This window comes from Tenacibaculum dicentrarchi (genome assembly GCF_964036635.1).
Classification (GTDB): Bacteria; Bacteroidota; Bacteroidia; order Flavobacteriales; family Flavobacteriaceae; genus Polaribacter; species Polaribacter dicentrarchi.
In genome coordinates this window covers 2,270,156-2,296,194 of the sequence record NZ_OZ038524.1, presented here as the reverse complement: position 1 = coordinate 2,296,194, position 26,039 = coordinate 2,270,156, and the positions used below count along the sequence as shown (strand labels likewise).

26 protein-coding genes are annotated in these 26,039 nt (G+C 29.1%); 13 read left to right on the top strand and 13 right to left on the bottom strand.

Annotation, left to right across the window (positions count from 1 at the left end; translation table 11 throughout):
• Positions 1–7: 7 nt before the first annotated feature.
• The 4 genes from ABNT14_RS09955 (at position 8) to ABNT14_RS09940 (ending at position 5,591) form a co-directional block, all read left to right on the top strand.
• Positions 8–205 carry a hypothetical protein gene (locus ABNT14_RS09955; RefSeq protein ID WP_101903069.1) on the top strand — a complete coding sequence of 66 codons (198 nt, stop codon included), beginning with the start codon at positions 8–10 and terminating at the stop codon, positions 203–205.
• Positions 205–1,494 (top strand): hemolysin family protein, encoded by a 1,290-nt coding sequence (locus ABNT14_RS09950; protein ID WP_101903068.1) that lies wholly within the window; start codon positions 205–207, stop codon positions 1,492–1,494. Before ABNT14_RS09955 ends, ABNT14_RS09950 begins: the two co-directional genes overlap by 1 nt.
• A gap of 78 nt (positions 1,495–1,572) precedes the next feature.
• Complete coding sequence (locus tag ABNT14_RS09945) at positions 1,573–3,690, top strand: peptidylprolyl isomerase (protein ID WP_101903067.1); 2,118 nt, start codon at positions 1,573–1,575, stop codon at positions 3,688–3,690.
• A gap of 158 nt (positions 3,691–3,848) precedes the next feature.
• On the top strand, positions 3,849–5,591 hold the full coding sequence (locus ABNT14_RS09940) for a hypothetical protein (RefSeq protein ID WP_101903066.1): 1,743 nt from the start codon (positions 3,849–3,851) through the stop codon (positions 5,589–5,591).
• Positions 5,592–5,915: 324 nt separating this feature from the next.
• On the opposite strand, the gene lpdA is transcribed toward ABNT14_RS09940, so the two are convergent.
• A complete protein-coding gene (gene lpdA, locus ABNT14_RS09935; protein ID WP_101903065.1) occupies positions 5,916–7,316 on the bottom strand; it encodes a dihydrolipoyl dehydrogenase in 1,401 nt (466 codons plus the stop codon).
• A gap of 185 nt (positions 7,317–7,501) precedes the next feature.
• Between lpdA and ABNT14_RS09930 the strand changes: the two genes are divergently transcribed.
• Both ABNT14_RS09930 and ABNT14_RS09925 read left to right on the top strand, forming a co-directional pair.
• Positions 7,502–8,737, top strand: coding sequence for a glycosyltransferase (locus tag ABNT14_RS09930; RefSeq protein WP_200809381.1), 1,236 nt, complete (start codon positions 7,502–7,504; stop codon positions 8,735–8,737).
• 29 nt (positions 8,738–8,766) lie between these two features.
• Positions 8,767–9,369, top strand: a complete 603-nt coding sequence (locus ABNT14_RS09925) for a hypothetical protein (protein ID WP_101903064.1) — start codon at positions 8,767–8,769, stop codon at positions 9,367–9,369.
• A gap of 84 nt (positions 9,370–9,453) precedes the next feature.
• Here ABNT14_RS09925 and ABNT14_RS09920 read toward each other — a convergent pair whose 3' ends face one another.
• The 6 genes from ABNT14_RS09920 to ABNT14_RS09895 all read right to left on the bottom strand — a co-directional run bounded on the left by ABNT14_RS09920 (position 9,454) and on the right by ABNT14_RS09895 (position 16,818).
• Complete coding sequence (locus tag ABNT14_RS09920; RefSeq protein ID WP_101903063.1) at positions 9,454–9,939, bottom strand: DUF4625 domain-containing protein; 486 nt, start codon at positions 9,937–9,939, stop codon at positions 9,454–9,456.
• 74 nt (positions 9,940–10,013) lie between these two features.
• Entirely contained in the window at positions 10,014–10,784 is a 771-nt protein-coding gene (locus ABNT14_RS09915; RefSeq protein ID WP_101903062.1) for a DUF4625 domain-containing protein, read from the bottom strand.
• Positions 10,785–10,836: 52 nt separating this feature from the next.
• Positions 10,837–11,661, bottom strand: coding sequence for a hypothetical protein (locus ABNT14_RS09910; RefSeq protein WP_101903061.1), 825 nt, complete (start codon positions 11,659–11,661; stop codon positions 10,837–10,839).
• 50 nt (positions 11,662–11,711) lie between these two features.
• Positions 11,712–14,063 carry a TonB-dependent receptor gene (locus ABNT14_RS09905; RefSeq protein WP_159459549.1) on the bottom strand — a complete coding sequence of 784 codons (2,352 nt, stop codon included), beginning with the start codon at positions 14,061–14,063 and terminating at the stop codon, positions 11,712–11,714.
• Between the two features lie 252 nt (positions 14,064–14,315).
• Complete coding sequence (locus tag ABNT14_RS09900; protein WP_348719384.1) at positions 14,316–14,603, bottom strand: hypothetical protein; 288 nt, start codon at positions 14,601–14,603, stop codon at positions 14,316–14,318.
• Positions 14,604–14,796: 193 nt separating this feature from the next.
• Positions 14,797–16,818, bottom strand: coding sequence for a M3 family metallopeptidase (locus ABNT14_RS09895; protein ID WP_101903058.1), 2,022 nt, complete (start codon positions 16,816–16,818; stop codon positions 14,797–14,799).
• 127 nt (positions 16,819–16,945) lie between these two features.
• Here ABNT14_RS09895 and ABNT14_RS09890 point away from each other — a divergent pair, with 127 nt between their 5' ends.
• Both ABNT14_RS09890 and ABNT14_RS09885 read left to right on the top strand, forming a co-directional pair.
• Positions 16,946–17,194 carry a type II toxin-antitoxin system Phd/YefM family antitoxin gene (locus ABNT14_RS09890; protein ID WP_101903057.1) on the top strand — a complete coding sequence of 83 codons (249 nt, stop codon included), beginning with the start codon at positions 16,946–16,948 and terminating at the stop codon, positions 17,192–17,194.
• On the top strand, positions 17,195–17,452 hold the full coding sequence (locus ABNT14_RS09885; protein WP_101903056.1) for a Txe/YoeB family addiction module toxin: 258 nt from the start codon (positions 17,195–17,197) through the stop codon (positions 17,450–17,452). It abuts the gene before it with no gap.
• A 60-nt stretch (positions 17,453–17,512) separates the two neighbouring features.
• Here the strand turns inward: ABNT14_RS09885 and purE are convergent, their stop codons facing one another.
• The 5 genes from purE to ABNT14_RS09860 all read right to left on the bottom strand — a co-directional run bounded on the left by purE (position 17,513) and on the right by ABNT14_RS09860 (position 21,547).
• On the bottom strand, positions 17,513–17,992 hold the full coding sequence (purE, locus tag ABNT14_RS09880; RefSeq protein ID WP_101903055.1) for a 5-(carboxyamino)imidazole ribonucleotide mutase: 480 nt from the start codon (positions 17,990–17,992) through the stop codon (positions 17,513–17,515).
• 25 nt (positions 17,993–18,017) lie between these two features.
• Positions 18,018–18,614, bottom strand: coding sequence for an HNH endonuclease domain-containing protein (locus ABNT14_RS09875; RefSeq protein WP_101903054.1), 597 nt, complete (start codon positions 18,612–18,614; stop codon positions 18,018–18,020).
• 2 nt (positions 18,615–18,616) lie between these two features.
• Complete coding sequence (locus tag ABNT14_RS09870) at positions 18,617–19,891, bottom strand: AAA family ATPase (RefSeq protein ID WP_101903053.1); 1,275 nt, start codon at positions 19,889–19,891, stop codon at positions 18,617–18,619.
• Positions 19,892–19,912: 21 nt separating this feature from the next.
• Entirely contained in the window at positions 19,913–21,070 is a 1,158-nt protein-coding gene (locus ABNT14_RS09865; protein WP_101903052.1) for a 5-(carboxyamino)imidazole ribonucleotide synthase, read from the bottom strand.
• Positions 21,071–21,136: 66 nt separating this feature from the next.
• Positions 21,137–21,547: a Rieske 2Fe-2S domain-containing protein gene (locus tag ABNT14_RS09860; RefSeq protein ID WP_101903051.1), complete on the bottom strand. Its 411-nt coding sequence runs from the start codon at positions 21,545–21,547 to the stop codon at positions 21,137–21,139.
• Between the two features lie 106 nt (positions 21,548–21,653).
• On the opposite strand from ABNT14_RS09860, the gene greA reads away from it, so the two are divergent.
• Both greA and ABNT14_RS09850 read left to right on the top strand, forming a co-directional pair.
• A complete protein-coding gene (gene greA, locus ABNT14_RS09855; protein ID WP_101903050.1) occupies positions 21,654–22,127 on the top strand; it encodes a transcription elongation factor GreA in 474 nt (157 codons plus the stop codon).
• A gap of 92 nt (positions 22,128–22,219) precedes the next feature.
• On the top strand, positions 22,220–22,612 hold the full coding sequence (locus ABNT14_RS09850) for an HIT family protein (RefSeq protein ID WP_101903049.1): 393 nt from the start codon (positions 22,220–22,222) through the stop codon (positions 22,610–22,612).
• Positions 22,613–22,626: 14 nt separating this feature from the next.
• Here ABNT14_RS09850 and ABNT14_RS09845 read toward each other — a convergent pair whose 3' ends face one another.
• The gene (locus tag ABNT14_RS09845) at positions 22,627–23,775 is read right to left on the bottom strand and encodes a sensor histidine kinase (RefSeq protein ID WP_101903048.1); all 1,149 of its coding nucleotides are present in this window, start codon (positions 23,773–23,775) and stop codon (positions 22,627–22,629) included.
• 90 nt (positions 23,776–23,865) lie between these two features.
• Between ABNT14_RS09845 and ABNT14_RS09840 the strand changes: the two genes are divergently transcribed.
• The 3 genes from ABNT14_RS09840 (at position 23,866) to ABNT14_RS09830 (ending at position 26,034) form a co-directional block, all read left to right on the top strand.
• Positions 23,866–24,726 (top strand): flavin reductase family protein, encoded by an 861-nt coding sequence (locus tag ABNT14_RS09840; RefSeq protein ID WP_101903047.1) that lies wholly within the window; start codon positions 23,866–23,868, stop codon positions 24,724–24,726.
• Between the two features lie 8 nt (positions 24,727–24,734).
• Positions 24,735–25,100, top strand: a complete 366-nt coding sequence (locus tag ABNT14_RS09835; protein WP_101903046.1) for a DUF3127 domain-containing protein — start codon at positions 24,735–24,737, stop codon at positions 25,098–25,100.
• A 142-nt stretch (positions 25,101–25,242) separates the two neighbouring features.
• Positions 25,243–26,034 carry an NYN domain-containing protein gene (locus ABNT14_RS09830; RefSeq protein WP_101903045.1) on the top strand — a complete coding sequence of 264 codons (792 nt, stop codon included), beginning with the start codon at positions 25,243–25,245 and terminating at the stop codon, positions 26,032–26,034.
• The last annotated feature ends 5 nt before the right edge of the window (positions 26,035–26,039 follow it).

Here is a 26,039-nt window from a genome sequence, read left to right as displayed (position 1 = left end):
AAAATATATGAACACTTTTTGGAAATATTTACAATACGGCTACTTAGTTATTGGCGTACTTTTTTTTATTGAAGGGATTTTAAAATTTAATTCAGATAAAGAAGAAGCATTTATTATGTTTGGTTTTGGTATCTTTATTACTTTAATTTTCTTTTTTAAACGTCATTTTAGAAGAAAACTAGCCAAGAGAAATCAACAAAAATAATGGAATTTGAAATCATTGTAATTTTTGTATCAATATTATTTTCAGCCTTTTTTTCAGGAATGGAAATCGCTTTTATCTCAGCCAATAAATTACATATTGAATTAGAGAAAAATAGAGTAGGATTTTTACCTAAAATTTTAGCAATATTAACCGAAAAATCTTCAAAATTTATCACTACAATGCTAGTTGGTAATAATGTAGCTTTGGTTATATATAGTTATTTTATGGGGCGATTGCTAATACACTGGTTTCACTTGCTCTTACCAAGTAATATTATTTTTATAAACTATTTATTAGATGATTTAAGTTTGTTAACTCAAACAGTAATATCTACCATTGTTATTCTAATAACAGCAGAGTTTTTACCAAAAACAATGTTTCGAATTTATGCAAATGAAATGCTTAAGTTTTTTGTAGTTCCTGCCTATTTTTTTTACTTGTTATTTTATGGAATTACATGGGTTATTACTAAAATTTCTGATTTTTTTCTCTTCCTTATCTTCAGAATAAAAGAAAACGAAACTAAAACTGAATTTAGTAAAGAAGAACTAGGAAATTATATTGTAGAACAACTAGATAGGGGAAATGATGATGATATTGATTCAGAAATTCAAATTTTTCAAAATGCCTTAGAATTTCACAAGGTAAAAGCTCGTGAAATAATGGTACCTCGTACCGAAATAGTGGCTATTGATATGCACGAATCAGTAGAAAACCTAAAAAACATATTTATAACAACAGGTTTATCTAAAATATTGGTGTATAAAAATTCGTTAGACGATATTTTAGGATATATAAATGCTTTTGAATTATTTAAAAATCCTATGTCTATTAAATCAATACTATTGCCAGTTGAATTTGTGCCAGAATCAATGATAATTAACGATGTTTTAAACAGTTTAATGAAAAAAAGAAAAAGTATTGCTGTTGTTGTTGATGAATATGGAGGTACTTCGGGTATTATTACTGTAGAAGACGTGGTAGAAGAATTGTTTGGTGAAATTGAAGATGAACACGATAGCCAAGAATTGTTAGAAGAAAAAATAAACGATTTTGAATTTAATTTTTCAGCACGTTTAGAGGTTGATTATTTAAATGAAGAATACGATTTAAACATTCCCAAAGAAGAAGCTTATGAAACCTTAGGGGGGTTTATTATAAATTATACTGAAACAATACCCGAGCAAGGTGCTATTTTACAGTTAGATAAACTCTATATAAAAATACTAAAAGTAAGTGCCACAAAAATTGACGATTTGTATTTAAAAATTACCGATAAAGAAGCTTAAAAAAAACAGCTTTAAAAAACATTGTTTTATTTAAAGCGAAATTGTATTTTCGCTCACTGTTAATAAAATAAATAACGTATGGCAATTTTATCGAAAATTAGAGAACGTTCAATGTTCTTAATTCTTGTAATTGGTTTAGCACTTTTTGCTTTTGTATTAGACCCTTCTACAATATCAGACTTTTTTAATGCAAGTAAAGTAAATGAAATTGGCGAAGTAAATGGAGAAACCATCTCTCGTCAAGAATTTGCGGAAGCTTTAGAAGCATATAAAACACAAACAGGTAACCGTGTTTCTGAAATGCAGGCAGCAAAAACTGTTTGGGGAAATATTGTTAGACAAAAAATTTATAAAACTCAGCTAGAAGAAGCAGGAATTACTATTGGTGATGCTGATATTATGAATAGTTTATATGAAACAGAGTTTATACAAAATGATCCAAGGTTTCAAACTTCAAATATTTTAGATAAAAATAAACTAAAAAGTTATTTAGTTACAATTAAAGAAGAAAATGGTGCTGATTGGAGAAATTGGCAAAATTATATGGCTTCTTTAAAAAATAACCTTGAAAAAACAGCATACGATAATCTGGTTTCGGCTGGTTTAGGTGCATCTTTAAAAGAAGGTGAGGCACAATATTTAAATGCAAACACAAAAATTTCTGGTAAATATGTATATGTTCCTTACACGTCAATTAAAGATGATGAGGTAAAAATAACAACAAACGATATCCAAAATTATATTAGTAAGCATTCTGCAGAATTTCAAGTGGCTGCTTCAAGAGATATCAACTTTGTAAAGTTTGATATTAAAGCAACAACTCAAGATGAAACGGCTATTAAAGCACAAGTTGCTACTTTAATTGAAGATTCTGTAACTAAAGGAAATGTTCCTGTAAAAGGATTAAAAAATACGACTGATTATGCAGTGTTTTTATCAGAAAATAATTCTGATACAACACTTGATAACAATTACAAATTCAAATCTCAAGTACCACAAGTGGTAGCAGAAGCTATTTTTGAAGGTAAACAAGGCGATGTTTTTGGTCCTTATAAAGATGCAAATTATTTTAAATTATCAAAAATAACAACGGTAACTCAATTACCAGACTCTGCTAAGGCAAGTCATATTTTAATCCCTTTTGTTGGAGCTGCAAGCGCAGATGCTACGGTTACCCAAACAGAAGAACAAGCAAAACAAACTGCTGATAGTTTATTGGCAATTGTAAAAGGAAGTAGTGCTAAATTTGCTGCTTTAGCAAAAGAGTTTTCTTCGGATAAAGGTTCTGCTGAAAAAGGTGGTTTTTATGATTGGTTTGGTTATAACAGAATGGTTCCTTCTTTTAGAGATTTTGTTTTTGAAGGAAAAAAAGATGCTGTAGGGGTTGTAAAATCTCAATTTGGATTCCATGTAATTAAAATTGATGGTCAAAAGAATTTTCAGCCAGTGGTTAAATTAGCAACATTTTCTCGTAAAATTGAAGCTTCTGAAGCAACTGAAGATGCTGTTTTTAAAAATGCCGAAACATTTGCTTTAGCATTATCAAACGGTAAAAGTTTTGACGAAGTGGTAAAAGATAAAAAATTAACTTCTCAGCCAGCAATTGGTTTAAAACCTTTAGATGAAACAGTAGCAGGTATTGGAAAAGAAAGAGAAATTATTACCTGGTCTTTTAACAAAGAAACCAAAAAAGGCGCTTCTAAACGTTTTGATATTGAAGGTGGTTATGTAGTAGCAACTTTAACTGGTAAAACAGCAAAAGGTTTAATGTCGGCTGAAAAAGCAACTTCAAAAGTGCGTCCTATTTTAACAAACTTAAAAAAAGCTAAATTAATTGAAGCTAAAATTAATGGAGCTACTTTAGATGAAATAGCTAAATCAGTTTCACTAACTGTTAAAAATGCTACAGATGTAAATTTACAGTCACCAACAATTTCTGGTGTAGGGTATGAACCAAAAATAATAGGTGCAATGCTTAACGCTAAAGAAAATACTGTAATTAAAAATGTAGTAGGTGATAAAGGTGTTTTTGCTTTTCAAGTAACAGCTAAAAAATTACCAACAGCATTACCAAATTACGATTCTTTTAGAAAGCGTTTAGTAAACGAAAGAAAAAATAAAACATTCCAAATGTATGAAGCGATTAAAAAAGCATCAAACATTGAAGACAATATGACTTCTTTTTACGGAATCTAAAAACTAAATAAAATATTAAAAAGCCAAACAAATTTGTTTGGCTTTTTTTTTGTGCTTTTTTTAAATTTAAAAGGATTTACTATTGCTGATTATAATTAAAAGATTAATTTTGTATTTTATTAAGATTGAATAAAAATAAGTAGAAAAAATCAAAGAAAATGAAAAAAAGTAATTTAATTTTTAGTGTACTACTATTAGGGTTTTTAACCCTATTAACTATGGTTTCTTGTTCTGAAGATGAGCCAATCCCTATAGTAGATATCGAATTAAACAGTAAAGAATTAACGCTTACCGAAAAAGGAACAGCAGGAATTATCAATGTTTTAAAAGGGAATGGAGCTTATAGTGTAACTTCATCAGATAAAAAAATAGCGACAGCTAGTATAATTATTGATAAAGAAACTCAAAAAACAACAATTTCAGTAACACCTGTAAGCGCAGGAACAGCCACCATTACGCTTGTTGATGCTGCCGATAAAAAATCGGAAATTACTGTATTGGTAAAAACACCTGATGTGGCTATTGAAAAATCATTAGTAAATATTTTAGTAGATGAAATTGCTACCGTTAAAATTTTAGCAGGTTCTAGCCAGTATGAAATAAGTGTAAATAATAGCAATGTAACTGCCGAAATAGTAGGCATGGATATTAAAATTACAGGGAAAGTATTAGGAGAATCTGAAGTAACTTTAACTGATGTTAAAACTAAAAAAACCGCTGTAATAACCGTTAAAATTACACCAGCACCTGAATTAACTCTTGATAAAGAAAAAGTGGAGTTTATTTTAACACAAACAGGAACAGTAACTATTTTAACAGGAACAGCTCCTTATGTTTTAACAGATAAATATACTTGGAGTAAATCAGAATCAACTTATAAAATTGTAAATAAAGAGGGGCAAGAAGATGTTAATGGAAATATTATTGTTTTTGATAGTGCCAAAACAGCTTCAGATAGTTATGTTATTACCGATGCTAAATCAAAAGAAATAGATTTAGATGTAAAGGTATTTAAGGCATTAAGTGTATCGGAAACTGAATTAGAAATTCCAATGGGAAAATCGGTTGAAATAACTGTGGAGGGTAAAATAGATGCGATATCAGTAAGTTCAACAAATTCAAGTGTTGCAACTGCTGAAATAAAAGATGAATATGGCTCAAGTAGCCGTACAGTAGTTATAAAAACAACTCAAGTTGGTTCGGCAGAATTAACCTTTACCGATGGAGTTACCACAGAAAAAGTAACCGTAATAGTTGTTGCACCAAATCCATTAGCTATTTTTAATGATGATATTGAGGTAAACGCTACAACTCTTTATGATTTAAGCTATTTAGATTTAACTCTTCAAGGAGGAATTGGTGAATATGATGTTACTTTTAGTAAAGAAAATATTTTAACTTTTGATGAAATACAACAATCACCTTTAGATGATAGCAAGTATTATTTAAAATTAAATCGTAATTTTTCTGTTAGAAAAGGAGGTGAGGTAGTTGTTACGGTATCAAGAAAAGATGATGCTACTGATTCAAAAAGTTTTACAGTAAAATATAAAACATTAATATCAGCTTCAATTAAAATAAATGGTGTGGATGTTATTCAGAAAGATAGTTCAGAATACGGAATGGCGACACCTTATTTTACAGCAAATCAAGAAAAAAGTTATGATGTTTATGTAGCATTAGGTGCTACTATTGATTTTGAAATTTTTAATAATACTATTGATAATTGTACCGTAGATGCTTCAGGTTATGGTTCAGACCGTGGAGAAATTACTGGCGATGCTACTAAATTTAGTGTAAAAACACTAAAATCGGGTAATTATTATTTGTCGATAGTAAAAGGAAATCCTGATGATAAAAATAAAGAACAAGTACTTTTAATAACTGTTAGAATTCAATAATTAAATTGTTTTAGATAAAATTAAAATTTATATATACAAAAAGCAATCTCAAAATGAGGTTGCTTTTTTTTTCTAATTATTTTTTAAAAGAGATAAACGTCATGCTGAATTTATTTCAGCATCACATCAAAAGGAGAATTTTGGCAAATTAGCTAAATTAAAGTTGACGGACTCGAATTCTAGCCCCGATTGAAGCAATTGTTTGAGCTCTTTTTTGTTTTTTTCAAACAAAAAAAGCGAGTGCGGAAAGCGGGAAATAGCTCCAAAAAAAAAAGACAATCTCAAAACGAGATTGCCTTTTAAAAAAATGTATTTTAAAATATTCTAAGCATTCAAAGGCTGACCATCCCAGGCACCTTTTGCAGCTTCTTTTACAGCCTCTGAATAAGTTGGGTGACCATGACAAATTCTTGCCAAATCTTCGGCAGATGCTCTAAATTCCATGGCAACGGCAGCTTCCATAATTAAATCGGCAACACGTGCACCAACCATGTGAACTCCTAAAATTTCATCGGTATTTTTATCGGCTAAAACCTTTACAAAACCGTCTAAATCGCCACTAGCTCTAGAACGACCTAAAGCACGCATTGAAAATTTACCCACTTTATAAGCAACATCAGCATCTTTTAATTCTTGCTCTGTTTTACCAACAGCCGCAACTTCTGGCCAAGTATAAACAATTCCAGGAATTAAATTATAATCAATATGAGGTTTTTGCCCTGCTAAAAATTCAGCTACAACAACACCTTCTTCTTCGGCTTTATGCGCTAACATTGCTCCACGAACAACATCACCAATTGCATAAATATTAGAAACACTTGTTTGTAAATGGTCATTTACATCAACCATTCCTCTGTCGGTAAGTTTTACACCCGCTTTTTCTAAATCTAAGCCTTTTGTAAATGCCTTACGACCAACAGCAACTAAACAATAATCACCAGTAAAAGTAACTTCTTCGCCTTTTTTGTTAGTCGCTTTTACGATAACTTCATCGCCATTTCTTTGAACAGAAGTAACACCGTGATTGGCGTTAATTTTCATTCCTTGTTTCTTTAAAACTTTAGTAAGTTCTTTAGAAACATCAGCATCCATAGTAGGTGTAATTTTTGGAGCGTATTCAATTACCGTTACATCAGCACCTAAACGCTTGTAAACAGAACCTAATTCCAGTCCAATAACTCCACCACCAATAACTAATAAATGCTTAGGAACTTCTTTTAAATTTAAAGCTTCTGTAGAAGTGATAACACGCTCTTTATCTAATTCAATAAAAGGTAAAGTTGACGGTTTAGAACCTGTAGCAATAATGATATTTGTACCTTCAATTACTTCTGAAGTTCCATCATTTTTAGTAACTTTTACGTGTGTAGCATCTTCAAAAGAACCCAAACCTTCATGAACAGTAATTTTATTTTTGTCCATTAAATATTTAATTCCAGCAGTAGTAGTTTCTACAATATTATCTTTTCTTCCTACCATTTTGTTGAAATCGAAAGAAGGCTTTTCAACGGTAATTCCGTGTGCATCAAAATGATTTACAGCATCGTGATAATGATGTGAAGAATCTAACAATGCTTTTGAAGGAATACATCCAACATTTAAACAAGTTCCTCCTAAAGTCGAGTATTTTTCGATAATAGCTACATTAGACCCTAATTGTGCCGCTCTAATAGCTGCAATATATCCACCAGGACCAGAACCAATAACGATTAAATCATATTTCATAAGTCGTATTTTTAATATTTATGTTTTGCTGATAAAGTTACAAATTATCAGTTTTATGTTTAGTTTTTAAGTTGAAAATCAAGAATAATACTTGCAAAATTACATATAATAGTTGATTTGCTGAAGTATGTATTCGATTAGTTTTTACCAAAAAATAACATTAAATATCCTAACTTTGAAGCCTTATGAAGCAATTATTAATTATCGGATATGTTTGGGTAGAACCAAACTCTTCTGCGGCAGGAAGCAGAATGTTACAATTAATTGAATTATTTAAAAAAAATGATTATAAAATAACCTTTGCATCGCCAGCACAAAAGGGCGAAAAGGCGTTTAATTTATCAGAAATTGATGTAAATGAAGCGTCAATTGCATTAAATTCGGCTTCTTTTGATGATTTTATCAAAAACCTAAATCCGTCAATTGTGCTTTTTGACCGTTTTATGATGGAAGAGCAATTTGGTTGGCGTGTTGCCGAAAATTGCCCTGATGCGATACGTATTTTAGATACCGAAGATTTACATTTTTTACGTAAAACCCGTCATCAGCAATTAAAAAAAGGTCAAAATTTTTCTACGGATGCGTTGTTAAAATCTGTGGATGCAAAACGAGAAATTGCGTCTATTTTAAGATGTGATTTGAGTTTGATAATTTCTACGTATGAAATGACATTGCTTAAAAATGTTTTTAAAATTGATGAAAATTTACTGTATCATTTGCCTTTTTTATTAGATGAAATTGATGATAAAATCATCAATAATTGGAAATCTTTTAAAGAGCGAGAAAATTTTATATTTATCGGAAATTTTTTTCACGCTCCAAATGTGGATGCCGTTTTAACGTTGAAAAATTATATTTGGAAAGAAATTCGGAAGCAACTTCCAAAAGCCGAAATTCATATTTATGGAGCGTATGCAACTCAGCAAATAAATCAATTACATAATAAAAAAGAAGGATTTTTAGTAAAAGGTTTTGCTTCGGATGCTATAGAAGTTGTAAAAAATGCAAAAATTGTTTTAGCTTCAATACGTTTTGGAGCAGGCATCAAAGGGAAATTAACAGAAGCGATGATTTGCGGAACGCCAAGTGTTACTACAAATATTGGAGCAGAAGGAATGCACGATACTTTGCCTTGGAATGGTTTTATTGAAGATGATTTTGAAGAATTTGCCAATAAAGCGGTAGTAATTTATTCTGATGAAAATCAGTGGAAAAAACACCAAGAAAACGGCATTGAAATTATCAATACTATTTATGACAAAGAAAAAATTGAAGTTCCTTTTATAAATCAGCTAAAAAAAATCCAAGAAAATTTAAGCGAACATCGCACACAAAATTTCCTTGGAAGTTTATTACAGCATCAAACCATGCAAGCCACAAAATACATGAGCAAATGGATTGAAGCTAAAAATAAGGTGTGATTTTTGATGTAACCTATCAAAAAAATCAGATGTTTAAAAAAATACTTTTTGCTTTTATTGTATTAACTTTAATAATTTCATGTTCTTTTAAAAGAGTTGTTTGTACGTATAATTATAACACGGTTGCCCACGGAATTGATTTTAAAAACACCAACAGTACCAACGGAAAATGGGCATTAAATATGTTAAATATTCGTGGAATTAGGGGAACTGTTGATGATAATTTAAACACTATTGTTTTTGATAAATTTATGATTTGGACGAAAGGAAAAGTGGTTAAAAAAGAAAATTTTAAAGATAATCAAGGGAAGCAATATCCTTTTGAAATTTCAGAAAACCCTACAAAAGAAGATTTAATAAATTTTAAAAAAACAACAAATTATAATTATTTAATCAATATTTTTTTGCTAGAAGATACCCAAAAATCTAAAAATAGAGAAATAAAAGTAGTTATAAATATTTATGATTTAGGGAGTCAAAAAATGATGTTGAGCCAAGAAGTAATTGGTTTTTTAGATAAAGAAAATGGAACAGATATTGGGGGTGATTTTAAGGTTAATGTGATACCCGATATGATGTATAAAATATTGACAAAAGGGCTTAAGCGAATTGAAAAAAAATCTATTTATTAATTTTTTATCATCATGGTTTGTAATTTAAAAATCAAAAAAAATCTAATATATTTTTAAATATATCAGATTTTTAGGCTTTCGTAATTACTGAATTTTAATATCAACCGATGTTCTACTTTGCCAACCCGTAATATCAATTACTGAAATTTGACAATGATAATCACCTGAATCAATATTTGTAGGAATTGAAATTTCTTGTGAAATTTCATAAGTTTTAGGATTGTTTGTAATATCATAATTTTCCATAAAAATAAGCGGAGAAACAGGCGTTTTTATAGGGCTTAAATCGCACAAACTTCCTTGGTCATCGTGTGTATGATGGTCAAAATTATTATGAATATCAATGGCATAGGAAGCCAAACCGATATTATCGGCAACTTTTACTTTTATCGTGTATTTTTTACCTTTTTTTAATACGGTACAGGATTGTGGAAATCCACCAGTATAATTAATGCTAATACTTGGTTTTTCTTTGTCAATTTCTTCAGATGTATCGTTACAACTTATCAGAAATAAGCTTAAAAATAATAAAATTCCTGTTGATTTGATGGTTGATTTTAATAACGTCATTTTATATAATTATTATAATAAAGCCTACAAGAAAGAAATTCAAGTAGGCTTTTTTAATGTTTATTACTTGCTGCTTATTTTACTGTTAATGCGTACGATTTAATTACTCGTTCCTTGTTTTTATCTTGAACAATAATATCTAAATCGTATGTTTTATTTGATTTTAAAGCATTGGTAATCATTAATTTTTCGTTTAGGTTGATTTCTTTAATATTTTTATCAGAATAATTAAATTCTTTTTCGATATGATATTTCCAACCTTCTCCTTCTATAAATTCTGAAACTGATACCACTACATTTTTTATAGATTCTCTTGATTTTATAAGCCCTTGAATGTTTAAATTTTCACCAATAATAGCTGTTTTATCATTGTTACTAGCAGTTCCGTATGTAATATCTTTTAGTAAAATATCATAAGGCATTACTTTTAAAACATCTTCTCTTGTTTTCTTTTTCCCTTTTTCATCTTCCACAGTTATTGAAAAAATATAATCGGTAGCTTTGGCATCGTAAGAAATATCGACATGTTTATGAAAATTTACTTCTTTAGCGCCTTGATAACCTTCTGTAAATAGTTCTTTTAGTTTCCAATCGCCCTTTACGCTATCTTTTAAATAAATTTCAACAAGAATATTTTTAATTTTTTCATCTGCAAAAATTCCTGCTCCGATATGGATATTTCCTCCTTGTTTTATGGTTTTATCGCTACTATGCCCAGCGCCAAATTCTAAATTAATAATTCCTAAAGCGGGTGCTACTATAATTTCTTCTTTTGTACAAGAAATCATGGTTATTGCAAATACAGTTGCTAAAATAAAGATGTTTAAAATTTTTTTGTAATTCATTTTAATTGGTTTTATTATTGATTTTGGTTATTATTAATTTTGATTATTGCGATTATTTTATGTTAAAAAGAACAGATAGTTTTACCATTTCTTTTTCACCTTTTTCTTGTACATAAATGTTTAGCCAATATTCTTGTTTTGGTGATTCTGCTAATAAATCATAATGATAATGTATGTGCGGATTTTTAATTCCTTCATATAAATTTTTAGGAAGTATGGTTACTACGCTATTCCATTTTCCGATGGCTACTTTTTGGTTAGCTCTCCATTCTTTAAACCATAATTCATACTTAATTTGTGTTACCGTATTTGGTTCAGAAATATATTCAAATTCAGTATGTAGTTCATCTTCACCAAAATTTACAGTATTATTTTCGCCAATTTCTAAGTGTTTAAATTTTTGAAGAATACTTAATTTTTTAGTGATAACACTTTTTGTTCCGTCTTCATGTTCAACGGTAATTTTAAAGTTATAAATGCCTGTAGCAGCTTTAAATGAAGGGTTTTGCTTGTTTTCTTCATCAAAATATAAATGATAATGAATGTGTGGATTTAATTGATTTTCATAATTTTTAACAGGAACTACATGATTTTTCAAGCCCCAAATTACTTCGCCTTTATTGGCTTTGGATGTGTTATAATCTTCAACATCGAAATAAATTTTAGTTACTTTACTTGTTCCTAAATAGTCAAATTCAATATGAATATCTACGTTTGATTGTGGCAAAATAAAATCAGAATTACCAATTTCTAAGCCTTTAAATCTCTCTTGATTGATATTTTCTTCAAAACTATCAGGCGTTGGATCTTCGTTATTACACGATATAATAAAAAAAGAAGTTACTAGTAAAAACAATGTTTTAAATGTGTTTTTCATGGTGTAAAAATTAAAATGTTTGAATAAAAAAGTGATTATAATTAAGTTGTTTAAAATGTTTGTATAATACTTATTGAAAAATTTCTATTAGGTTCAGGAACTTCAATTAATCGATAAAAACTGGTGTGGTTAAAAACTGTTTTATTGAAAATATTATTTAATTTCCCTTGAATTTTTAGCGGATTTTTTTTCGAAAAAACTGAAATATTAGAGTGTAATCCTGCATTAATTACGGTAGCTCCATTGGTTGGTTTTTCAGGAGGAACAATATCATGTTGATTTACTGTGCTTCTTAGATTCGAGAAAAATTTAGTTTTTTCAAAAAATGCCCAATCCTTAAAGGTGTATTCAAAAGAAAAAACACCTGTTAATGGCGGCGAAAACGGCAGTGCAAAATTCTTCTTTTCACCGTTTAATTGTCTCGATTTTACGTATTCTAAAGAAGCAGTAAAGGCTATTTTTTTAATAGGAGTATATTCTAAGGTAATTTCGCCACCATATCTAAAAACCTTATTTTGAGTATATTTATATTTCTGAAGCGTTTCATAATAGCCAGAAGTTGGGGTTAAATAAATATAATTATCAAAATAATTAGCAAAAGGCGTTAGTTGAATACTTGCTTTTTTAAAATTATTAAATTTAGAAAAATCAGCTTTAAATTCTGTATCTATTTGATACGAGCTTTCGGGTTTTAAATCAATTTTTCCTTGCTCATATCGATACATATGATAATTTACGCCATTAGAAGCAAGCTCATTGGCTAGCGGAATTCGAAAACTTTTACCAATATTTATTTTATAAAGCGTATTTTTTAACAAATAACTAATTCCTGCGGATGCACTAAAATTATCAAAATGCAAGTTGTTTTTTGTGGAACGCTGTAGTTTTTGCATCGAAATAACACCATTTTTATTAACAGGAGATACAAATGATTCGTAATAGGGTTGTGTTTTTAGGTTTCCGTAATCGTAACGAATACCAGCATCAATATGTAAATTGGTATTAATTTTTAGTTGATTATATACAAAAGCTCCCATAGTAAAACGGGTATATTCAGGAATAAGAAAGCCCCAACCAGCAATTTTATTATGCTGATATTCTACATTAATTCCTATTGCTATTTTATAATTATCAAAATAATAATTCTCATTTTTGATATTAAAATTATAGGTATTTTTATTAAAACGGCGTTCCATAGTGCTTGTCGGTTTTGACATATATCCGTGTGCAATAGGCTCAGAATGTTCTTCTCTATCATTTTTTTGAAAACCAATTTCGATATCTAGCATGTTGTTTTTAAACGTAAAATGGGTATTGTTATTTATTTTAAAATGATTTACTTTATGAAGTGGTAAATCAATATCGTTGCTACTTTTATCGTAATCAATTTTAGAAGTTCGCACTTCTAGCCCGTGAGCATTGGCAAAAAAACCGTTTTTAGCATCAACATTGCTAATGTAAGTGGTGGAGTTCAGGGCATCATCGGTATATCCTAAACTAAAACCGATATTATGATTTTTCCCTGCGGTATTTCGCAAATAATTTTGATGTAAATCAAAAATATAATTGTCATACGTTATTTTATCAACAGGCACTTTGTAATCGCCATATTGCTGATGCGTAATTCGAGTTTTATAATACCAATGTTTGTAGCGTTGCTTTACACCGAATGAAATTCCGTATAAATTATTGTTATTTTTATGAGTGATATTCACTTCTCCTGCTAAAGAATTTACATCGGGTAGGGTATTATTTTTGATATTAATGACCCCCGCAATAGCATCAGAACCGTACGTTAACGAAGCTGCTCCTTTGGTAATTTCAATACTTTCAACATTGTATTGATCAATTTCTAAACCATGATCGGCACCCCATTGTTGCGCTTCATGTTTTATACCATTTTCAACCACCACAACCCTGTTAAAACCAAGCCCTCTTATAGTAGGTTTTGACTGCCCCGAACCAATAGTTATCGCACTAACTCCTGGTATATTTTGAAGTGTTTGCATTAGGCTATTATCCCTATTTTGAGCTAAAAATTCCGTGTTAATTTTTTGCTTATTGCCACTGTATTTAATAAAACTTTTCACAGGTTTTTGTGTAATAGTAACCTCGTTTAATATGGCGTTATCTGGTGTAAGCGGAATGATTAGTAGGGCATTTTTTTTAGAAAAACCAACTGTTTTTTGATAATTAACATAGCCTACGTGCGTAATTCTTAGCAGTTTTTTAGGGCTTTTTTCTTCGGATATTTCATCAGATATTTGATGAAATATAGCATTTCCGTTAAGGTTTGTATAGGTGTGTTTCCTCCCGATGCTCACATGAGCATTAGGTAGCACTTTATGTGTTGTTTTATCAATTATAGTTATAGTAAGATCCTGCTTTTTTTGAGAAAGCATTTTTTGACTAAAAAATAAAAGATGAAACAATACACAAAATAAAGCGCTGAAGCTTTGTTTTGTCATAATGATCTAAAAAATAATAAAAAGTAAGTGGTTGTTTTACAGTTGAATAGAGGTTTTTTAAACGGGTATTTAATGCTGAAACAGATTGAAGAATAGATATTTATACCGATAAATAAATCACACAAAAACATCATCAACTAATTTAGGTTGATTATTGTATAATAGCTAAATAAAAAGCATAAATATTTAAGCAATAGTAGGCGGTGCTCTTAATCTTTTAATGGAAGAATAACAAAAAGATAAGGTTATTGATTTATAATTTTCAATAACAATTTTATTAGCAGTAAAAGTTACTGCTTCGGTAAAAATATTCGATGAAAAATTAAACGAAGAAAACGCAAAGTAACATACATCACAATGATCGTTTACAGACTCGTGTAAGTGTGTTAATTTTTCTTTACAATTATGGTGCTCATCATTTTCATGATGATGGCTTGCTTTAACAATACTAGGAAGCATAAGAAGAAACACCAAAAATATAGCGGTGATTTTACTTAAGAAACTATTTTGTTTTACGACCATTTATTTATTAAAAAAAGCAAAGGTAAGTTATAAATTAAATAAGGAGTAAATAGTTCTGTTAAAATTTGTGTTTTTTTACGAGATATGTAAAATCAATAATTACGGATTATAATTTTATAATCCGTAATTATTGATTGTTTATTTTTTATGAAATTAATCCAGCACGTTTTAAAAGTGCATCTGGTTTTGGTTCTTTTCCTCTAAAGCGTTTGTATAATTCCATTGGTTTTTCAGTTCCACCTTTTGAAAGTACATTTTCTTTAAATTTAGTAGCAACTTCTTTGTTGAAAATTCCTTTTTCTAGGAAATACTCAAAAGCATCAGCATCTAAAACTTCCGCCCATTTATACGAGTAATATCCAGCAGAATATCCTCCTTGAAAAATATGAGAAAAAGCGGTACTCATACAATTTTCGGCAACTTCAGGATATAATTTAGTATCAGCAAAAGCATTATTTTCAAATTCTTTAACTGATTTAATTGTTTCTGGTGATTCGTTACCGTGCCATTGCATATCTAATAATCCGAAACTTAATTGACGTAAAGTTTGCATTCCTTCATGAAAACTAGCCGATTCTTTAATTTTATCAACATATTCCATCGGAATTGTTTCTCCAGTTTCATAATGCTTTGCAAATAATTCTAAAGCATCTTTTTCGTAACACCAATTTTCTAAAACCTGACTTGGCAATTCTACAAAATCCCAAGAAACCGAAGTTCCTGATAAACTTGTGTACGTTGTATTAGCAAGCATTCCATGAAGTGCGTGTCCAAATTCATGGAATAGGGTAGTGACTTCGTTAAAAGTTAATAAAGAAGGTTTTGTTTCGGTTGGTTTGGTAAAATTACAAACAATAGAAACTTGCGGACGCTCGTTAATATCATTTTTAATTTGTTGCGATTTATAAGAAGTCATCCAAGCACCGTTTCTTTTTCCTTTTCTTGGGTGAAAATCAGCATAAAAATGTGATACAAAATTTCCGTTAGTATCGGTAACATTGTATGTTTTTACGTCTTCGTGATATTTATCTATTGATGTAATTTCTTCAAATTTTAAATCGAATAATCTATTTGCTATTTCAAAAGCACCATCAATTACATTTTCTAATTTGAAATAAGGCTTCAATAATTCTTGATCTAAAGAAAAAAGTTCTTTCTTTAATTTTTCAGAATAATAAGCGCCATCCCATTTTTGAAGCTCATCGATACCGTCTAATTTTTTAGCGTAGGCTTCTAAATTATCAAATTCACGTTTTGCAGCAGGTTTTGCTTTTTTCAATAAGTCATTAGAAAATGATAAAACTTTTTCAGGATTTTCCGCCATTCTTTCTTCTAAAACAAAATGAGCATGGGTTTTATAACCTAATAAATTAGCTCTTTTATAACGAAGATTTACAATATCTAAAACGACTTGTTCATTATTGTATTTATTATCTTGAAAAGCTTTTTTACCAGCTGAAATAGCGAATTTTTTACGTAATTCTCGGTTATCAGCATAAGTCATAAAAGGAATATAACTTGGATAATCTAAGGTAAAAATCCAACCTTCTTTTTCTTTTGATTTTGCAATTTCTGCAGCTGCTTCTTTTACACTTTCTGGTAATCCTGATAAATCATTTTCATCAGTTAAATGCATTTGAAAAGCATTGGTTTCTGCTAAAACATTTTCACCAAATTGTAATGATAATTTAGATAATTCTGCATCAATTTTACGTAATTCTGTTTTATCAGCATCGTTTAAATTAGCACCATTTCTAGCAAAACTCTTGTATTGCTTGTCTAATAACGTTTGTTGCTCTGGTGTTAAATTTAAAGAATCTTTAGTTTGATAAACACTTTTAACTCTATTAAAAAGAGCTTGATTTAAAGTAATGTCATTTCTAAACTCACTTAATAAAGGTGAAATATCTTTTGCTATTTTTTGAATTTCATCATTAGTTTCAGCAGAATTTAAATTGAAAAAAATTGATGTAATTTTATTTAATTTTTCCCCTGTAAAATCTAAAGCAACAGTTGTATTTTCAAATGATGGAACATCAGAATTTTTAACAATTGTGTTAATTTCTTCTTTTGCTAATTCGATTGCTTTTTCAATAGCTGGTTTATAGTGTTTTTCTTCTATTTGAGAAAAAGGAGGTGTTTTAAAATCTTGTAATAAAGGATTCATTAAATAAGTGCGTTTTAAAATGAATAAAAAAGTAAAAATAATGAAATTTACTTGTAGTAAATAATGTATTGTTGCGTAAGTTTTTTAAAAAAGTACCTTTTTAAGTACTTTTTTGTATATTTGTACTATGGAAATAGTAAATTATACAGACTTTCGTTCAAATTTAAAATTTTGGTTTGATAAAGTAGTCAATGATGTAAGTGATATCATTATCAAGCGTAAAAACGGTAAAGATTTAGTTTTAATATCATTGGATGAATATAACTCATTAAAGGAAACGACCTATTTGTTAACAGGAAAAAACAGAGATATTTTGTTAAATTCTATCAAAGAACTTGAGCAATACAAAGGTGTTCAAAAAAACTTAATCGAGTAGATGAAATTAACGTGGTCTACTTCTTCTTGGGAAGATTATTTATTTTGGCAGAAAGTCGATAAGAAAATAGTAAAGCGAATTAATGAACTTATTAAAAACTGTATGCGAACACCTTTTGAAGGTATCGGAAAACCTGAAGCTTTAAAAGGTGATTTACAAGGTTACTGGTCAAGGCGTATAACATCAGAACATCGATTGGTTTATAAATACGAAAATGAACAACTATTAATAGCAGCTTGTCGTTATCATTACCGCTAAGTAAAAAACCTCACCAATTTTTAAAATTGATGAGGTTTGATATTTATAAAGATTTACTTTTTATTTACGTACTCTTTCAGACGCTTTTTCAACCTTTAGTTTTAATTCTTCTTTATAAGCGATAATTTTATCTAAAATTGTAGCATCCGAAGCACCAATAATTTGAGCTGCTAAAATACCTGCATTTTTAGCACCATCTAAAGCAACAGTTGCAACTGGTACGCCTCCTGGCATTTGTAATATTGATAAAACAGAATCCCATCCATCAATAGAATTTCTGCTTTTTACAGGAACTCCAATAATTGGTAACGGACTCATAGATGCTACCATTCCTGGTAAATGAGCCGCTCCACCTGCACCTGCAATAATTACTTGAATTCCACGTTTGTGGGCATTTTTAGAATAATCAACTAATTTTTCAGGAGTTCTGTGAGCAGAAACAATATCTACTTCTATTTTGATATCAAAGCTTTCTAAAATATCGATTGCTTCTTGCATGATTGGAAGATCTGAATCGCTTCCCATTATAATACCTACCATAATTTTATGTTTTTGTGTTGTTTTTTTATTGAATTTCAGGAAGTAATTCCCAAATATTGATATTAAATTCTTCGTTGATAGCTCTTAAATAATTAACAGCATTAATATCGTCATTAATTAATGTTTCAAAGAAAATAGTTGCAGATTTACCAGAAAGTTTAATATATACTTCTTTTCTCTTTATATATTTTTTTCTTTCCTCTGCTAAAAGAAGGTCATCTAATTGAAGTAAATCAATAAGATTTTTAGCTTCAATATCGTTTGCATCTGCTAAAAAATAATGACCATCTTGGTATAAAATTCTATCTTCAAAAGTGGCATCTGTTGGATGTAAAATAGGTTGAAATTTCTCCCATTTAGAAGATTTTTCTTTATTCCATTGATGTTTTACTAAAAACCAATTTTGATAAGAATCAGCTTCTTTTCCTTTTAATGTTGGGTTAAAATGCTCGATATCTTTCGCATCTGTTCTGCCAATATATTTTTCTGTATAAGCACAAAATCCTTTTTGCTCTTTGTATAAAATATTAGAAATTTTTTTATTATTTGCAGAATTTCCAACAATATAATTTAAGTTTTCTTTTAGAATTTTAGAATCCTCTTTTTTTATGCTTCTTTTCATACCTAAAAATTATAAGTATCTCCTAGTTTCATAAATTCAAAAAGCATCTTTTTCTTCTTTTCAGTATCTTTTTCCTTTGGAATAGCCTGTTTTAAATTCAGGTATTTTTTGTAAGCATTTTGCCCGTGTTTATTGTAATAATTAATTCCAAAATCATTTTTTAACATATCGTTTGGGTCATCGCCAATAGGAGAACTTCCTCTTTTAACAGCAACTTTTCCATCGGTATCAAAATATAAAATAAAGCGTTCTTCAGGTTCAAAAGAAGCAGCAATAAAAGGAGAATGTGTGGCTACAATAAACTGCGCATCTGGAGCAAGGTTTTGATAATTTTCCATCAAAGACATTTGCATATCAGGATATAAAGAACGCTCAGGTTCATCCATTAATATAATTGCATCTTTGGTATTTAATTTGAATAACGGCAAAAAAGAAAGTAATAATCCTTTAGTTCCAGTACTTGTGTGTTGTATCGGAATTATTTCTTCATTTCTTTTATTGATGATAGGAATGGAATATTCGGTATTAACTAAGTCAACTTCTAAATTTAATTTTTCTAATAACGGATTAAATTTATCAGCAAATTCCATTAATTTATTAGGGTTTTCTTTTTGCCATTTTGAAAACTCAATACTTAATTTTTTTTGGTCATTTAATAAACCTTTATGAATCAGTTCCGACATTTTTTGAGTAAACTTTTTCCTGTACTCAAGAATGTCTTTTATAAGTGATAACAATATTTCTTTTGAAACCTTATTATCAAAAATGTGAATTAATTTATCGGCATCATCATTGGTTATACTAGGATATTTTTCAATTAAATTTATAGGGTTTTCTGTAAATACTTCAATATTTTCATCTGAAATAATATTTGCTTTGAAAAATAAGAGATTTGATTTATGGCTATAAGGAATTAAATGACCTACCATTCCACCTCCATTTCCCATCATCTGTTTATATTCAAGCTCTTTATAAGTAGTTACTTCATTTTTAATTTTATAAATATCATTTTTGAAATTTATAATCAATTCACCTTTTAATTGTTTTGTAAAATTATTTATAGAATAAAGAGTTTCATCAATTACCTCTTGATTTAAAGCTTGTTCTATTTTCGAAAATAACAACTCCAGTAAATTAGTTTTTCCAGTAGCACTTTGCCCAATAAAACAAATTTTATCTAAAGGCTCACCTTTTCGTTCTCCACTTTGATAGGTAAAATCAAAATCTAGATTTTCTAGGTGTTTATACTGTGCTATTTTTAATTTTGAAATCTTCATTTTTGGAGTTGAATAAAAATATTATTTACTAATAACTCTAATTGTTTCTTTTACTTGTTGTGCAACTTGTCTTGCGATATCAATATCTTCATTAACAATTGTTACGTGTCCCATTTTTCGGAAAGGTTTTGTAGTCTTTTTTCCGTAAATATGTGGAGTAACACCATCAATTTTTAAAATTGTACTCATGTTTTCATACACAACATCACCTGTATATCCTTCTTCACCAACTAAATTTACCATAATTCCGGCAACTTTACTATCGGTATTTCCTAAAGGAAGGTTTAAAATACTACGTAAATGTTGTTCAAATTGATTGGTATAACTTGCTTCAATTGAATAATGTCCAGAATTATGAGTACGTGGAGCTACTTCATTTACTAAAATTTCATCAGTTGAAGTTTGAAACATTTCAACAGCTAATAATCCGACGAAGTCTAAAGTTTTAGCAACTTTTAAAGCAACTTCTTGTGCTTTTTTAGCTACTGATTCATCTATTCTAGCAGGACAAATAACATATTCAACCTGATTTGCTTCTGGATGAAATTCCATTTCAACGACAGGATATGTTTTGATATCGCCATCAGAATTTCTAGCAACTATAACAGCTAATTCGTTTTTAAAAGGGACTAATTTTTCAGCAATACATTCACCTTCAGGTAAAGATTGTAAATCATCAGAATTACGAACAACTTTTACACCTGTACCATCATAACCAAATTGTGCTGCTTTCCAAACAAAAGGAAATTCAATAAGTTTGTTTTCGTATGCTTTTTTTAATTCATCAACAAAAGCAAAACGAGAAAAATCAGCCGTAGGAATTTGGTTTTCTTTATAAAAAGTTTTCTGACGTGCTTTATTTTGAATAATTCTTAAGTTAGCAGGTTTTGGAAAAATAGTTAAACCTTCAGCTTCTAACTTATCAAGTGCATCAATATTAACATTTTCTATTTCAATAGTTAATACATCTACTTTTTTACCGAAATTGTAAACGGTATCAAAATCAAATAAGTCACCTTGATGAAATTCATTACAAATTTGTGCACAAGGCGCTTCGTTGTTATCACCTAAAATAACGGTGTAAATATCAAATTTTTGTGTTTCGGTAAGTAGCATTCTACCTAATTGACCGCCACCGAGAACACCCAGTTTAAAGTCTGAAGAAAAATAATTTTTCAAGGATAAATATTTTAATATGTTGTTGTTACCGCAAAAATAAGAATCTTAAGTCTAGTATAAATAAAATTAACGAGATAATCTTAATTGTGAGCTATTAATAGGTGTTACAAAATACATTAAAGCACTACATCCTTGGTTATCAATAGGTGCTCCGTTAGTTAAATAATTGTATTTTTTATTATCACAAGGACATTTAATATGAACTCCATCAAAAGACATTAAATCAGCACAATTATTTTCAGGACATTGTTGGTCAAAAGCTTTATAACCGTTAGTTCCTGTTCTAAAAATAAAAATATTACGACCTTGAATTTTATTTTGAGAGCTACCATTAGGAACTAATAATCCTTGAAATTCTGGTAATGTTAAATCGATAATTGTATTCATTTCTATACTTGTAAAACAATTATTAACAGGTACATTATCAGAACAGCTGATGGTAATTATTAAAATAAAAAGGTAAAATATTTTTTTCATTATTTAAAAATTGAGTTTATTAAGGAAAGTTACGAATTTACAAATATTTTGTATATTTGTAAAGCAATCTCATTCCTATCGGTATGAGATTTTTAAATTAAAAATTATGAGTGAAGTATCATATTATAGTGCAGAAGGATTAAAAAAATTAAAAGACGAGTTATCACAACTAGAGCATGTTGAAAGACCAAGAGTTTCTCAAGAAATTGGTGATGCCATAGATAAAGGAGATTTAAGTGAAAATGCAGAGTATCATGCTGCAAAAGAAGAGCAGTCTTTATTAGAAACTAAAATTGCGAAGCTTAAAAATGTAGTTGCGAATGCTCGTATTATTGATGAGAGTCAGTTAGATTTATCTAAAATATTGATTCATTCTATCGTAAAATTAAAAAATACAACTAACGGTATGGAGTTTACATACACTTTAGTTGCAGATTCTGAAACTGATATTAAGAAAGGTAAATTATCAGTAAATTCACCTATAGGAAAAGGATTGTTAGGGAAAAAATTAGGCGATATTGCCGAAATTAAAGTACCTAGTGGTATTATGAAATTTGAGATTATGGAAATTTCTAGATAATAATACATACATAATATTTTTTAATAAAAGTATTGCATCTGCAATGCTTTTTTTATTTTTACAAAACACTAAACATTAAAATAATATAACAGATGGCAAGTATTTTTACCAAAATAATTTCAGGAGAAATTCCTTCATATAAAATTGCAGAGGATGAAAATTTTATTGCTTTTTTAGATATCAATCCGAATGCAAAAGGACACACTTTAGTTGTACCTAAAAAAGAAGAAAACAAGCTTTTTGATTTATCGAAAGAAGAATATACTAATTTAATGGATTTCTCTTACCGTGTAGCAAAAGCGATTGAAAAATCGATTCCTTGTAAACGTGTAGGAATGAGTGTAATTGGTTTAGAAGTACCACATGTTCATGTACATTTAATTCCTTTAAATGCTATGTCAGATATTCAATTTATTGAAAAAGTAAAATTATCTGAACAAGAATTTTTAGCATTATCTGAAAGTATCGCTAGTAATTTTGAGTAAAAAATAAAGGATTATTAAACCTTAATTAATGAAATTTTAAAGGTTGTACCTTTATTTATTTCTGAATTTTGAACAGCTATTCTCCCTTTGTGATAATCTTCAATAATACGTTTTGAGAGCGATAAACCTAAGCCCCAACCACGTTTTTTTGTTGTAAAACCTGGGGTGAATATTTGTTTAAATTCTGATTTTTGAATTCCTTTACCAGAATCTGTAACTGTAATTTTTATATATTTAGGAGTGTCTTTAATTTTTAAAGATATACTACCTTTTCCTTGCATAGCATCAATAGCATTTTTAATTAAGTTTTCTATAACCCAACCATATAATTCTATATTTAATTGTGCGAAAAGTTCTTTTTTATCCGAAGAAAAAGAAAAATTAATTTGTTTAGAACTTCTTGATTTTAAGTAATTAAAGGCTTTTTCTGTTTCTGAAACAATATTGTATTTTTTTAATTTAGGTAAAGAACCAATTTTAGAAAAACGATTTGCAATCGTATTTAATCGGTCAACATCTTTTTCAATTTCAACAATATATTCTTCATTAACATTTTCAGACCTTAAAATAGCTATCCAACCTAATAATGAAGATAAAGGCGTACCTATTTGATGTGCAGTTTCCTTTGCCATACCTGTCCAAAGTTTATTTTGTTCGGCAACTTTACTAGATTTATAAACCATAAATACAATGGTTAAAAATAATCCTAAAATTAATAATAAGGCTAAAGGATAGTATTTTAGTTTGTATAATAAATCTGAATTTCGATAATAAAGATATTGTGTAATTCCAAAATATTCAATCATAATAGGGGAGTTTTGTCCTTTCATAATTGCTAATTGAGCTTTTAGATATTCGGGTTTTTTAGATTTTAGTGTATCTAAATTTCGATACAAATCAATATCACCATTTTTATTGACCAAAATAGTAGGAATATCATCAATAGTTTGGTATATTTTATTAATTAAATTGGTGTTTTCGTTTAAATCAGGATTTGCTGTTAGTTCTTTAAAAGCAGCCGCAAATATTTCAATTTTACCACGTTCTTCTTCTTTAAATTTTTGGAAAAAAATGTAGGTATTCCATAGGATAAAAGAGACAATTAATAAAGATATAAAAACGCTAATTCGTTTTGCCCAATAGGTGTTTTTAAAAAAAATCATGGTTAAAATATAAACTATTCATAAAATATTATAAGAGAATAACTTCATTTGTGAAAGCGTAGTATATTTACAGTAAAAAATAAATCAAATATGTTGTCATTAGATCCTAAAGAATTGCCCGTAGCAAAATTACATAGTTATTTATTAGGAGCCATAGCGCCCCGACCAATTGCTTTTGCAAGTACTGTAGATGCCGATGGAAAGCCTAACTTATCGCCTTTTAGTTTTTTTAATGTTTTTGGAGCAAATCCGCCGATGTTAATTTTTTCTCCAGCAAGAAGTGTAAGAGATAATACGAAAAAACATACCTTAGAAAATGCCGAACAAACAAAAGAAGTGGTTATAAATGTGGTTAATTATGATATTGTACAACAAATGTCGTTAAGTAGTGCCATGTATCCTAAAGGTGTTAATGAGTTTGAAAAAGCAGGTTTTACAATGTTATCTTCGGATAAAATAGCACCTTTTAGGGTTGCCGAATCACCCGTGCAATTTGAGTGTAAAGTAACCGATATTATTGAAACAGGAACGCAAGGTGGCGCAGGAAATTTAATTATTTGTGAAGTTGTTAAATTACATATTAATGAAAATGTATTAGCCGATGATGGAAGTATCGATCAGCATAAAATAGATGTGGTAGCTAGGGCAGGAGGAAGCTATTATACCCGTGCTAGAGATGGCTTTTTTGAAATACCTAAGCCAATTTCGGAAGTAGGAATTGGAGTTGATAAAATACCTACAGAAATTAGAAATAGCACTGTTTTAACAGGAAATAATTTAGGAATGTTAGCCAACGTAGTACAATTGCCTAATCAGGAAGCTGTTAATAACTTTGCGCAAGAACATCCCAAATATTTTTCGCTTACAATTGAAAAAAAACATACATTTGCACAGCAGTATTTAAAGAATAATGATGTAGAAAGTGCTTGGAAAGTACTTTTAATTAAATAGATAAGAATATGGAAGTTATTGGAAAGATTAAATTAATTAACGAAGCGCAAACATTTGGAGCTAGCGGATTTAGAAAACGTGAATTAGTGGTAACTACAGATGAGCAGTATCCTCAAATGATTTTGATTGAATTTGTACAAGATAAATGTGATCTTTTAAACAATTATTCAGTAGGACAAGAGGTAAAAGTATCTATTAATTTAAGAGGTCGAGAGTGGATTAATCCAGAAGGTGTTGCAAAATACTTCAATGCTATTCAAGGATGGAGAATTGAAAGCTTAGCACAAGCGGCACCTCAAAATGTACCACCTGTTGATAGTTTTCAGCAAGCACCAGACTTATCGGCAAATGAGCCAGATGATTTACCTTTTTAATTAAAGGTTTATAAATAGGATAAAAGAGCGCTATATGCGCTCTTTTTTTGTGCTAATAAGATCTTTTTTAATTATTTCTTTTTTATTTTTAAATAAGTATTGTAATTTAAAAAAATCAATACAAATATGATGAAATAAGTTTATGAAAAAGAAAAATAAGAACATAGCCATATTAATAGATGGTGACAATGCACAGGCTAAATATTTACAAAATATACTAGAAGAAGTATCAAAATATGGTAGAATAACAATTAAAAGAATTTATGGTGATTGGTCGGGAAATCGTATGAAAAAATGGAAAGAACAATTGGGTACTTACGCCATTAAACCAATTCAAGAATTTGCATATACAACGGGTAAAAATGCTACTGATATTGCACTTGTTATTGATGCAATGGATATTTTATATCGAGAAAAAATAGATGTTTTTTGTCTTGTTTCAAGCGATAGTGATTTTACAGGAATAGCTAATAGAATACGAGAAAGTGGTTTAAGTGTAATGGGAATTGGTAAAGAACAAACGCCAAAATCATTTGTAAACGCTTGTGATATTTTTATGTTTACCGAAAAATTTAAAGTAAAAGTATCCGAAGAAGTATCTGAAAAAAAACAGGTAAAAGCATCCGAAGAAAAAATAATAGAATCAAAATCAAAAAAGAACAAAAAAAAGTCAAAGAAGAAGAAATTAAAAAACATACTGAAAATTGATATTTCTTTTCTTAGACGTGCTTTATTGGCAGTTAAGCAAGAAAATGAGGAGGTTTTACTAAGTCAGTTAGCAGAATCAATTAATCGATTAGATGCTAATTTTGATTCAAAAACATATGGATATAAAAATTTTAATAAAATGTTTAGTGCTTTAACTTCTGATTTTGAAATGATTTATCATGATGATAATTCTACCATTTCTATAAGAGATAAAAAAGTTGCTTAACTTAT